Below are 11239 nucleotides of genomic sequence, written 5' to 3' on the forward strand. Positions count from 1 at the left end.
TGGCTTGCGGCAGTCTTCGCGCTGTCCAGGCGGAGTACGGGTGCACGTCACCTTCAGCAACATTTATGGCGTGGATCACAGATCGTGACGGGATGAGTTAAACATAGGGAAACTAAGTTCGCAATGGTGAATCTCTGCGGAGTCGCCTATGCTGCACCTGTGACAGTCGAGGATCGAGACGAGCAGAGGCAGGGCGCCGGACGAAGCGGCATCCAATCCGTCGAGCTCGCGATGCGAGTACTCGAGGCCTTGTTCAGTGGTGGGGGCCCGATGAGTCTGTCAACGCTTGCGCAGGCGAGCGGAATGGCTCCCAGTAAGGTTCACCGATATTTGGTCAGCCTCGGCCGTGTGGGTCTGACATTTCAGGAATCCTCTTCAGGGCTCTATGACTTCGGCCCGGCGATGCGTCGGCTCGGAGCCGAGTCCCTCCGGCGGACGAACGAAGTGGCCGTGACGAGCAGCCACGCCGAGGCCCTGCGTAATAACACCGGGCACTCGGTCAACGTCGCGGTCTGGGGAGATCAAGGTCCGATAGTCGTGAGCTGGGCATACGGTACCCGCCCACTGCCGCTCACCGTCCGGGTCGGCGCGACGCTGCCGCTGCTGTCCTCCTCGGTAGGGCAGATTTTTCTCGCCTACCTCCCGGCATCGCTCACGCGTGCGTCGTGCGACCGCGAGTCGGCCACCACGCCCGGCTGGGACGATCGGCGCGTTCTAGCCGCCCAGGCATCCATCCGTGATCAGGGTTACGCCGTCACTTCCGGCGGTGTCATTCCCGGCATAGTGTCCGTTGCCGCACCGGTGTTCGCCGCAGGAGATCCGATGCCGCTTGCGGTCTCGGTGGTGCTTCCCGCGATCGAGAGCACAGGTGAACACCTCGAGGAGCTGACACAGCAGCTACTCGACACAGCTACCGCGGCCTCGACCGATCTAGGCTACGACGGTGACAACAGGATCGATGACGTCGTCGGACAGTAGTGAGATCCGAGGCATAGCCTCCTCGCCACCATCGGCACAGTCCGGTTAGTTGACCACCGGTAACGAAAGCCCCACCGTTCTGGTCGGGTCGAACGGGCTGCGGCTGCTCCGTGTATCCGCCCGGTATGCGGGGAATAACTGCGCTCGGTATTCGGGACTCCGGGCCATACGGCCGCACCTGCCCGAATCCGGGCGCCCATGACCCTATTCTGCGAATGTGACAAGGGAACCGGCGAGCTCGAAACCATCATTTCGGCGGCGCGTGCCGCTGCTGGCCGTCAGTGCTGTGCTGGCGGCGGGTGGGGCCGCCACCCGACCGTTCAGCTGGTCGGCAACTGCACTGGTAGTGGTGTCGGCGGCCGTGGTTTCGGCGCTGGCTTGGCGCGCGAGGCCAGAGCAGACTCCACGCACCGCCCGGCTGCGGCGCGGCGCGGCCGTCTGGTCGACGCTGCTGGTAGCGGCGACGGTGTGGGAGGTGTACGCATTTGCGCGGCAACCGGATTGGACACGGCCGAGCGACGAACACCCGACATTGTCGACGCTGCTCGATCCGGCACTCGAGCAGTGGCCGCTGCGATTCGCGGGATGGCTGGTGTGGCTGAGTGTCGGCTGGTGGCTGGTGTCGAGGTGAGCGATCGGGAGATCGTCGTCGTCGGGTTCGTGCTGGTGCTGGTGGCCACGATCGGCGCGGTCGCGGTTACGCATGTGCGCAGGGATCTGGTCGCGCCCGTGGGTGAAACGATCGGCTACCTCACCCGCACTCGGGCGGCGAGGATTGCCGCCGTGCTCATGTGGGCATGGCTCGGCTGGCACTTTCTCGCGCGGTAGGGGCCACTGCGACGGGATAGCACGGGATGTCCATTGGCAGACCTCGTGCGGCGCACCCGCACCGTCTGCGGGCCTCATCTTGTCAGCGTCTTCGCGGTCGGGTCCATCGCGCTCGAGGACTATCGACACGGGCGCAGCGACGAGGATGAAGTGGCTATCCGAACTCGATCGGCAAAGTGGCATACCCGTGCAGAAAGTTCGAATGCAGCGGTTGTGGTCTGCCCTTGGAGGCGACGGTTCGGGCCGAGCGCCGCATTTCGTCCAGCACGATGGCAATCTCCAAGCGGGCCAGGTGCGCTCCGACGCAAAAGTGCGGCCCGTACCCGAATGCCAGATGGGGATTGGGCTTTCGATCGAACAACACCGCATCGGGACAGGAGAAGCGGGTTTCGTCCCGGTTAGCGGAGACATTCCACATCGTGACGACTTCTCCCGCCGTGATCCGCGCGCCGTGTATCTCCACGTCGGTGTTCGCGACACGTCCGAAATGCATTGTGGGGGCGAAGCATCGGATGATCTCTTCGACCGCGGTGCCCAGGTCGTCGGCCTCCTTGAAGCGATCCCACAGTCGCGGGTCTTCGGCGAACGCGTGTACCGCGTTGATCATCGTCAGCCGGCTGGTCTCGTCGCCACCGAGAATGATGCTGTAGCAATTGGTGACGATCTGGTCGTCCGACAGCGGCGCATCCTCGAATTCCTCGCCGATCAACGCGGTGATCAGGCCGTTCGCCGGGTGCCGCCGCTGGGCTTCCACCTGGTCGAGCAGGCAGAGCAGTATCTCCTGGCGCGCTGCCGAAGCCGCCACAGCCGACTGCGCGGCGTCTGCGGAGCTGAGGGCCTGTTTGGTCGAAGAGACCAGCACGTCGTGTTCGCTGTCCGGAATGCCGAGCAGATCGCAGATGGTCCAGATCGGGATACGGGAGGCGATCTCTTCCGCGAAATCGAAACTGCCCGAACCCGGCCGCTCGGCCAGCAATCGCCTGGTGCGTTCCCGAATGCGGGGTGCCAACGCGCGCACCGCGGTTCGTGTCAGCGCCGTTGTCATCAGCCGACGCAACCGGGTGTGCCGGGGTGGGTCCGTGACTGCGAGCATCTTGCCCGCCGCGTTGTCCCGGCCTGCCAGCAGGGTGAGCAGGACGTTGCCCCGTTGCGAGGTGAACCGTTTGCTGTCGCGGTAAACGGTCACCGCGGGGTCGTAGCCGCAGACCACCCAGAATCCGGGGTGGTCGGGCGCACTGTCGTGCCAGAAGATCGGCTGCCGACGGCGTCGGTCGCGCCAGAATTCGGCTATATCCGCTCGCAAGTGTGTCGTCGGTTCGGTGAGATCCCACACCTGCGCGTCGTCCTGGCTCGTCGACCGGATCGTCGCGGTCATCCTCTCGTCACCGACCCGGTTCCGAAATCGGCAGCAAGGGGGCCAATTTCGTGGGCGATGGGGCGTCGAGCAACATGCGCATCGTCATCTCCACACCGAGGACGGTGCGGATCCGTCGGGTGAGCTTGGCGGCTTCCATAGATTCGCCGCCGAGATCGAAGAAGCTGTCTGCGGGGTGAAACTCGGGCAGGCTCAGGGCTTCCGCGAACAGTTCGCACAGCATCCGCTCCGCCGGTGTCATCGTCTCCGGCGCGGTGCGACTCGGGCCGGGCCGTTGGACCGATTCTGTCACGGCGGCGTAATCGGTCTTTCCGTGTGGCGTGCGTGGCATGTGGACAAGGGTCTCGACGCGATCGGGCAGCAGATAGCCGGGCAGGTGTTCGGCAAGGAAACCGCGGATCTCGCTCGCACTGATCGCATCGTCGACGACGACACAGCAGACCAGTTGGGTGTCGGTCGCTACCACGGCCGATTGGCGGACACCAGGGCAGCGCAGCGCGATGGTTTCGATCTCGCCCGGCTCGATGCGACGACCACGCAACTTGATTCGTCGGTCCATCCGCCCGAGAAATTCGAGCTGCCCATCGGACAGCTGTCGGACGAGATCGCCGGAGCGATAGAATCTTTGACCGGTCACCGCGTCGTCGACGAAAGCGGCAGCCGTCTCCAGTGGCAATCCCACGTATCCCCGTGCCACTCCGAGCCCTCCGATCCACAGCTCGCCTGCGGCACCGGGCTCCGAGTCCGCGCCATCGTCGCTGACGATCCGCAAAGTGGTGCCCTCGATGGCGCGGCCGATCGGGATGGGCAGCCGCGAACCGACCAGCGGATCGCTGATTGTGGCGCACACGGTGGATTCGGTCGGACCATAGGAATTGATGAGATGGTGCCGTACGGTCCACTCCTCGACCACGGCCGAGTTCGCCGCCTCACCTGCGACGATGAGCCGCAGACCAGGTGGCATCCGGCGCTCCGGAATCGCCGCGAGCACGGATGGCACCATGATCGCGTGGCTGATGTGTTGCGCAACGATGACTTCGGCGATACCGACCCCGTCGGTCAGCTGATCGTGCGCAGCGAATACCGCCGTTGCCCCTGCGCCGAGCGTCGAGGTGATTTCCGCGATCGAGGCATCGAAGGAAGCCGGGGCGAATTGCAGCATGCGTGCGCCGGGCCGGAGTTCGAGTGCCGCCGCGGTGGCGTCCGCCATCGCTGCTATGCCCCGATGCGGCACGGCGACACCTTTCGGCGCGCCCGAGGAGCCGGAGGTGAAGATCACGTAGGCGAGATCGTCCGGGTCGATGGCCGGGTACGTCGGGAGAACCTGTGCTGCGGTGTCGGCGGCTTCGGGTGGCGGGATCGGTACCGTGACAATCTCTTCCGGCAGAATCGGCGGCGGGTGTCCCGGCTCCAGCAGCGCCACCCGAACCGCGCAAACCGCGAGCATCGATCGCGTTCGTTCCTGGGGCTGATCCGCGGCGAGCGGCACATATACCGCGCCGAGTCGCCAGATCGCCAACATCGCCGCGGTCGTGTGGGGATCGCGTCGGTGTGGGACCACCACGGCAACCGAATCCGATTCGGCGACACCGACTTCAGTCAATTCCCGGCAGATTCGACCGACCCAGTGATCCAGATCTTGGTATGTCAGCGTCAGCTGGCTACTAGTCAGCGCAACCTCGTGCGCCACACCGAAAGCTCGTTCGTCCAGCCGTTGCAACCAGGTCCGATTCGGTGGTTGGAGCGGCACCTCATCAGGTGTTTGCACGGTCGTGACTGTAAGCGAGCGACTGGTCTGACGCATTACATCACCACCAACAATGGGAATAGCCTAGGGGTTACGGAAGATCAGTGATCCTGGTTTCTCCGGCCGGGCAGGAAGTCGATCACCACGCGATTGACTTCCTCGGGCCGCTCGAGGTAGCCGAGGTGGCCGCATCGGTCGATTTCGGCATAGCGGGCGCCAGGTATCGCTGCGGCAACTTCCCGGCAGTACATCGGCGGCGCGAGTAGATCGTCGGAGAAGGCGATGATCAAGCTGGGTGTGGTGATTTGCGTGTACTCGAAGAGTCGATTGCGCGAGTAGTCGATCCCGAGCTGCGCTCGCACGCCGGGCGCGGCCGCCGCCGAGGCCGAGAACTCGAACATGTCGAGCCAGTGTTGGGCCGCCGCGGGATCTTCGAGGGTGTGAGGTGACAGATGGAGCGTTGCCTTGATGGCCGCACCGTACTCGGGCGGTAGTCGGACATTCTGGTCATGGAGTGCGCGCTCGCCGGCATTGAGCGCGAGCAGCATCGGATGCGGGCGACCCGCTGTCGCCATCATCACCGCGTGATCTATCAGTTCGGGACGCCCGAGCGCCAGTTCCTGAGCCACCAGTGCGCCGAGTGAGGTGCCCACGACATGCGCGGGGGTGCCCAAATATTCGATCAATGCAGCCGAATCGGCCACCAGATCGTCGATGGTGATGCCGTCGGCACTCTCCTCGGACGGGGCGATCCCTCGGTTGTCGAGCGTCGCGACCCGGAATCCGGCCTGTACCAGGGCGGGCACCTGGTAGGTCCGCCACGCTCGGCCCGGACTGCCGCTTCCCATGATCAGCAGAACCAACGGCCCTTCGCCGACCATGTGGTAGCTCAACCGTATTCCATTGACGATCGCTATCGACATGTGCTTGTGAATACCACCTGCTCCGTGGGTCCGACGAGTCGCGCCGAGGCCGACTTCCGCGCAGAAAGTAGCAAGCGATGCGGTGCGCCCATCCGGCATCGGCTTCCCGACGGTGGGAGGTGGTGATCGGCTGTGGCGCGATGGTTTGCCAGTCGGTGGAGGCTGGCGCCTGGCCCCGCCTGTGCATGCTTTTCGTCCGCACGCGGTCTATCAGCAGGCGCAGGTCCGGGCACGAAAGGGCGAAGGTGCGGTGAGCAGACCTGGTCCGGTGAGTGGACCGCCAGGGTCTTTGGAGGCGCTCGACAATGCGATCGGTACTGGGCAAGGCACGGTTGCTGCTCGAAGCGTTCGATGCGGATTCTGGGGCACTGTCGCTCACCGAGCTGACCAGGCGAAGCGGAGTCGCCAAGGCCACGACGCATCGGCTGGCGAACGGTCTGGTCGAGTGGGGTGTCCTCGAGCGCCCAGCAGCATCATCGCCATGCCGAGCCCGGCCAGAACAAGGAACACCCCCTACCACGAGACCGCGGTCAGGAGCAGTCCTTCGACCGACGGGGCAAGGTAGGCGTGGTGAACAGCCGTGCCCGCCGGGTCAAGGTGAGTCCGATTCCGTCGGCCGCCGCGCGGACCGATGTTGCGTGAGCGTCGGGGTGGAACCGGTGGGACGGGCCCGCGACACTGATCGCGGCTACCACCTTGTCCGCGTCGCGGACCGGGGCGGCTGCACACACGAGGCCGGGAGTCGATTCTTCGAATTCGTACCCCACGCCTTCGGCCGCGATCCGATCGAGCTGCTTGCGCAGCGGGCCCGGCAGGATCATCGTGCGCGGGGTGTAGCGGCGGAGCGGTCCGGTCAGTACCTGGTCACGGAGCGCCGTATCGGCGTGGGCCAGCAGCACCTTGCCGATGGCCGTGCAGTGCACCGGCATACGGCCCCCGATCCGCGACGGCGCGCGCGCCTGTCGACGTCCGCCGATCTTCGTCAGATACACCACATCCGTGCCGTCCAGCACTCCTAGATGCACTGTCTCGTGAATGCGCACGTTCAGCTCTTCCAGGAACGGGATGGCCACCTCGAGCAAACTCCGCTCGATCGACGCGCGCATACCCAGCTCGAACAGGTACCCACCGAGCCGATATCCGGCATCGGCCCGGTCCAGCAACCGCACCGCCACCATGTCGGAGAGGACCCGATGCAAAGTTCCCTTCGGAATGTGGGTACGTCGCCCGATCTCGGCCAGACTCAACGCGGTGTCATCGATCGAGAACGACTCGAGCACCGCCATGATCTTGCCCAACACGGTCGAACGGTCCACCGCACGACCGGGAACCGCAGATGACACCGCCGACCTCCAACCATTCGGGCCTCGCTCACTCTACCGGGGCGTTCGGCTCAGTGGAACGCAATGCTGGCGGGTCCGGCACTCCGGCGCGACAGTGAGAGCCGCCGCCTCACCTCCCTCACGAATTCCGGGACCACAGATGCCAATACCTCCAGGCCTTGACCGACCCTCCGCAGACACCGCCACGATCGCCGCCGCGAACCGGCTCGGCGCGGCCGCCCGCTCGGGCACCCCGTGCGCTCCCGTACGGGATCTGATCGGCACCGACGACGTGGCCGCTGCTTACGCCGTGCAGGAGCGGCTGACCGCTGAGCGCATCGCGGCGGGCGCCACGATCGTCGGACGCAAGATCGGCCTGACCTCCCAGGCAGTGCAGCGGCAGCTCGGCGTCGACCAACCGGATTTCGGAGTGTTGTTCGACGACATGCACTACAACCAGGACACGCCCGTGCCGCTGAGCCGGCTGCTGCAACCGAAGGTCGAAGCCGAGATCGCGTTCGTGCTCGCCCAGGACCTGGCCGATGGCCCGCTCGACGACGAGCGAATTCGCAGCGCAGTCGACTATGCCGTGGCCGCACTCGAGATTGTCGACAGCCGCATCGCCGGATGGGACATCACCTTCGGCGACACCGTCGCCGACAACGCCTCCAGCGGCCTGTTCGTGCTCGGCACCCAGCGCCGCACCCTCGATGCCTTCGACCCCGTTTCGGCGCAGATGCAGATGTCGATCGACGGCCTCGGTGTGTCCACTGGAACCGGCGCAGCCTGCCTCGGCGATCCACTGCGGGCGCTGGCCTGGTTGGCGAGCACCACACGGGAGTTCGGTCAGCCACTGCGCGCCGGTCAGGTAGTGCTCTCCGGAGCGCTCGGACCGATGGCCGCGATCGAGACCTCCGGCACCGTCACCGCGGATATCACCGGTCTCGGCTCAGTGACCGCAGTCTTCATTCAGGAGTGAAACCTATGCACTACGACGGCCCCGCCAAGCTCAAAGTCGCGGTGATCGGATCCGGCAACATCGGCACCGACCTGATGATCAAGGTGATCCGACACTCGACCGTCCTGGAGATGGGAGCGATGGTAGGCATCGACCCCGAATCCGACGGGCTCGCCCGCGCCCGCCGGCTCGGCGTCCCCACCACGGCCGACGGTGTCCAGGGCCTTCTGGAGCTGCCGAACTTCGGCGAGATCGGCTTGGTCTTCGACGCAACCTCCGCCAAGGCCCACGCCGCCCATGCCGCGCTACTCGAACCGCTGGGCAAACGCCTGGTCGATCTGACGCCCGCCGCTCTCGGTCCTTTCGTAGTACCGGCGGTGAACCTCGACGAACATCGCCACGCCCCCAACGTCAACATGGTCACCTGCGGTGGGCAAGCCACCATCCCGATCGTCGCCGCGATCTCCCGCGTCGTGCCGGTCGCCTACGCCGAGATCGTCGCATCCATCGCGTCGAAATCCGCAGGGCCTGGTACCCGCGCCAACATCGACGAGTTCACCGAGACCACCGCGCACGCGATCGAAACGGTAGGCGGCGCCCAACGTGGCAAGGCCATCATCATCCTCAATCCGGCGGACCCGCCGCTGATCATGCGCGATACGGTGCTGTGCCTGATTACCGCACCGGACTCCACCACCCACCAGGCGATTCGGGAATCGGTCGAGCAGATGATCGCGCATGTGGCCGCCTATGTGCCCGGCTACCGCCTCAAGCAACAAGTCCAGATCACCGCCGTGCCGCAGGACCAGCCGGTGCATACCCTGCTCACCACGGACGCGGCGGATGTTCCCACCCACCAGGTGACGGTGTTCCTCGAAGTCGAAGGCGCTGCCCACTACCTCCCGGCCTACGCAGGCAACCTCGACATCATGACCTCGGCGGCCCTGCGCTACGCCGAATCCGTCGCAGACACGATCGCCGCCGCACCGGCAGGACAGGAAGCACTTCGATGAGTACGCAACTGTTCATCCAAGACGTCACACTCCGTGATGGCATGCACGCGGTGCGCCACCGCATCACTCCTGACGACGTCGGCCGGATCGTCGCGGCACTCGATGCCGCCGGTGTCGACGGCATCGAAGTCGCCCACGGTGACGGTCTCGCCGGAGGTAGCTTGAACTACGGACCCGGTAGCAACACAGACTGGGAATGGATCGAAGCCGCTGCCGCGAATCTCACGCACGCTCGGCTGACCACACTGTTGTTGCCCGGCATCGGCACCATCAAAGAACTCGAGCATGCCTACCGGCTGGGAGTCCGGTCGGTGCGCGTGGCCACCCACTGCACCGAGGCCGATGTGTCCGCCCAGCACATCGCCACCGCACGGGAACTCGGCATGGATGTCTCGGGATTTCTGATGATGTCGCACATGGTCGAACCGGCCCGCCTCGCCGAACAGGCCAAGCTGATGGAATCGTATGGGGCGCAATGCGTCTACGTCACCGACTCCGGTGGGCGGTTGACCCTGGACGGTGTCCGCGACCGGGTCCGCGCCTACCGTCAGGTCCTCGATCCTGGCACCGAGATCGGCATCCACGCGCACGAGAATCTCTCGCTGTCGGTGGCCAATTCCGTTATCGCTGTCGAAGAAGGTGTCACCCGGGTCGACGCCTCGCTCGCCGGTCACGGTGCCGGCGCGGGCAACTGCCCGATCGAACCGTTTGTCGCCGTCGCCGACTTGTACGGCTGGAAGCACAATTGCGATCTGTTCGCCCTGCAAGACGCCGCCGATGACTTGGTGCGACCACTGCAGGACCGCCCCGTGCGCGTGGACCGCGAAACCCTCACCCTCGGATACGCAGGGGTTTACTCGTCCTTCCTGCGCCACGCCGAAGCCGCATCGCAGCGCTACGGCATCGACGTGCGCACCATCCTGCTCGAGGTGGGACGTCGAGGACTGGTCGGCGGACAAGAAGACCTCATCGTCGACATCGCCCTCGACTTGCTTGCCGACTCCACTGGCTAGCGTTTCCCAGGTCCGCAGTCGCACTGGACCGCAGGCGATCCCGATTTTCACTTGGTCTGAGCGGAGCTGATCGAGCTATCGGCGGGCGCGTTGACTCGGTACTGTCGATCCGCGAGTCGGTCTGCTCCGCAGGAGCCCGCAGCGGCTTGCCGGTCGGTTGGCCTGCGCTCGTTCTCCGTGCGGATACGAGATCAGCACCCGAATGCCTGATGGCCGTTGCCGAGACCGTCGCAGTCACCATGGACCCGATAGTCACCGATACCGGAGTGACTCTGACGCCGACGGCAACCCTCGATCAATGCCCCCGTGATGTCGATGTGCTGTTCGTACCTGGCGGGACGAACGGAACGCTGGCCGTCATGCGCGACACCGACCGATTCGCGCGTCGTCGTCGACCGCAATCGGGTCACCGGCGCCGGCGTGAGCGCCGGATTGGACCTCGGCTACGTCATCCTGTCGCTGCTGCGCGACCAGCGCTACGCGGAGACTGTGCAACTGATGGCCGAATACGCACCGCAGCCACCATTCGATGCGGGCTCCCTCTACACCGCCCCGCAGGCGACGAAAAACATGGTGGAGGGAATGTTCACAGACTTCCGCGCAGGTGTGCAGGACACTTTGCGCGCCACGCGTTGAGGAATGCACCAACTGTCGTGCTGACGGGTGTACAGACTCGAAGTCTCGTCATCAGGGGGACGAGGTCACTGAGGCCGATGCTACGAAAGCTCATGCCGCAGACTCAATCCGGAGTGCGCTCTTCGTTGGTTGTCCGGCCAGGCAAGGGATGGGCCAGGAATCCGTCGGCGAAGAACATGATGGAGCCGCACTGATCGCATCGGTAGGCGTGCTGCTTGACAATCTGCTGGCCCCACTCACTCGGATGATCGGACATAAGGCCGGTATGTCCGGTGATGAACCCGAGAACACCGATGTAGGTCCGTCGCCGTTCACACCACGGACACGTCAGGTCAACGGGCTCCCGCCTACGACGAATCTCATCTTCCTTATCCGGCTTGAATTCGATCCCCCGGTCCGACATCACACCATGCACGATACCGTCCGGTCTCACGATCGATCAGGCA

At 65.1% G+C, this 11239-nt stretch carries 11 protein-coding genes and 1 pseudogene; 8 read left to right on the forward strand and 4 right to left on the reverse strand.

Annotation, left to right across the window (positions count from 1 at the left end; genetic code table 11):
* Positions 1–231 precede the first annotated feature (231 nt).
* The 3 genes from OHB12_RS03100 to OHB12_RS03110 all read left to right on the forward strand — a co-directional run bounded on the left by OHB12_RS03100 (position 232) and on the right by OHB12_RS03110 (position 1806).
* Positions 232–978: an IclR family transcriptional regulator gene (locus OHB12_RS03100; RefSeq protein ID WP_442800064.1), complete on the forward strand. Its 747-nt coding sequence runs from the start codon at positions 232–234 to the stop codon at positions 976–978.
* 262 nt (positions 979–1240) lie between these two features.
* Positions 1241–1609: a hypothetical protein gene (locus tag OHB12_RS03105; RefSeq protein ID WP_327115948.1), complete on the forward strand. Its 369-nt coding sequence runs from the start codon at positions 1241–1243 to the stop codon at positions 1607–1609.
* Positions 1591–1806 (forward strand): DUF6186 family protein, encoded by a 216-nt coding sequence (locus OHB12_RS03110; RefSeq protein WP_327115950.1) that lies wholly within the window; start codon positions 1591–1593, stop codon positions 1804–1806. The genes OHB12_RS03105 and OHB12_RS03110 overlap by 19 nt, the downstream gene beginning before the upstream one ends.
* A gap of 154 nt (positions 1807–1960) precedes the next feature.
* Here the strand turns inward: OHB12_RS03110 and OHB12_RS03115 are convergent, their stop codons facing one another.
* The 3 genes from OHB12_RS03115 to OHB12_RS03125 all read right to left on the reverse strand — a co-directional run bounded on the left by OHB12_RS03115 (position 1961) and on the right by OHB12_RS03125 (position 5851).
* The gene (locus tag OHB12_RS03115) at positions 1961–3181 is read right to left on the reverse strand and encodes a cytochrome P450 (RefSeq protein WP_327115953.1); all 1221 of its coding nucleotides are present in this window, start codon (positions 3179–3181) and stop codon (positions 1961–1963) included.
* A gap of 7 nt (positions 3182–3188) precedes the next feature.
* Positions 3189–4949, reverse strand: coding sequence for a non-ribosomal peptide synthetase (locus tag OHB12_RS03120; protein WP_327115955.1), 1761 nt, complete (start codon positions 4947–4949; stop codon positions 3189–3191).
* An 80-nt stretch (positions 4950–5029) separates the two neighbouring features.
* Positions 5030–5851: an alpha/beta fold hydrolase gene (locus OHB12_RS03125; RefSeq protein ID WP_327115957.1), complete on the reverse strand. Its 822-nt coding sequence runs from the start codon at positions 5849–5851 to the stop codon at positions 5030–5032.
* A 305-nt stretch (positions 5852–6156) separates the two neighbouring features.
* On the opposite strand from OHB12_RS03125, the pseudogene OHB12_RS03130 reads away from it, so the two are divergent.
* A pseudogene (locus OHB12_RS03130) lies at positions 6157–6315 on the forward strand (helix-turn-helix domain-containing protein); the annotation flags it as partial.
* A gap of 66 nt (positions 6316–6381) precedes the next feature.
* On the opposite strand, the gene OHB12_RS03135 reads toward OHB12_RS03130, so the two are convergent.
* Positions 6382–7137, reverse strand: a complete 756-nt coding sequence (locus tag OHB12_RS03135) for an IclR family transcriptional regulator (RefSeq protein WP_327120862.1) — start codon at positions 7135–7137, stop codon at positions 6382–6384.
* 196 nt (positions 7138–7333) lie between these two features.
* Here OHB12_RS03135 and OHB12_RS03140 point away from each other — a divergent pair, with 196 nt between their 5' ends.
* The 4 genes from OHB12_RS03140 to OHB12_RS03155 all read left to right on the forward strand — a co-directional run bounded on the left by OHB12_RS03140 (position 7334) and on the right by OHB12_RS03155 (position 10793).
* Entirely contained in the window at positions 7334–8152 is an 819-nt protein-coding gene (locus tag OHB12_RS03140) for a 2-keto-4-pentenoate hydratase (RefSeq protein ID WP_327115959.1), read from the forward strand.
* Positions 8153–8157: 5 nt separating this feature from the next.
* Positions 8158–9144, forward strand: coding sequence for an acetaldehyde dehydrogenase (acetylating) (locus tag OHB12_RS03145; RefSeq protein ID WP_327115961.1), 987 nt, complete (start codon positions 8158–8160; stop codon positions 9142–9144).
* A complete protein-coding gene (gene dmpG / locus OHB12_RS03150; RefSeq protein WP_327115963.1) occupies positions 9141–10157 on the forward strand; it encodes a 4-hydroxy-2-oxovalerate aldolase in 1017 nt (338 codons plus the stop codon). The genes OHB12_RS03145 and dmpG overlap by 4 nt, the downstream gene beginning before the upstream one ends.
* 420 nt (positions 10158–10577) lie before the next feature.
* Entirely contained in the window at positions 10578–10793 is a 216-nt protein-coding gene (locus OHB12_RS03155; protein WP_327115965.1) for a hypothetical protein, read from the forward strand.
* Positions 10794–11239: the final 446 nt, after the last annotated feature.

Source organism: Nocardia sp. NBC_01730, from assembly GCF_035920445.1.
GTDB lineage: Bacteria > Actinomycetota > Actinomycetes > Mycobacteriales > Mycobacteriaceae > Nocardia.

What these genes read in the sequence shown, in the direction of transcription:
- OHB12_RS03145 (WP_327115961.1), top strand. Translation starts at nt 8,158, where the DNA reads ATGCACTACGACGGCCCCGCCAAGCTCAAAGTCGCGGTGATCGGATCC.
- dmpG (WP_327115963.1), top strand. Translation starts at nt 9,141, where the DNA reads ATGAGTACGCAACTGTTCATCCAAGACGTCACACTCCGTGATGGCATG.
- OHB12_RS03100 (WP_442800064.1), top strand. Translation starts at nt 232, where the DNA reads ATGCGAGTACTCGAGGCCTTGTTCAGTGGTGGGGGCCCGATGAGTCTG.
- OHB12_RS03125 (WP_327115957.1), bottom strand. Translation starts at nt 5,851, where the DNA reads ATGTCGATAGCGATCGTCAATGGAATACGGTTGAGCTACCACATGGTC.
- OHB12_RS03140 (WP_327115959.1), top strand. Translation starts at nt 7,334, where the DNA reads ATGCCAATACCTCCAGGCCTTGACCGACCCTCCGCAGACACCGCCACG.
- OHB12_RS03135 (WP_327120862.1), bottom strand. Translation starts at nt 7,137, where the DNA reads ATGGCGGTGCTCGAGTCGTTCTCGATCGATGACACCGCGTTGAGTCTG.
- OHB12_RS03115 (WP_327115953.1), bottom strand. Translation starts at nt 3,181, where the DNA reads ATGACCGCGACGATCCGGTCGACGAGCCAGGACGACGCGCAGGTGTGG.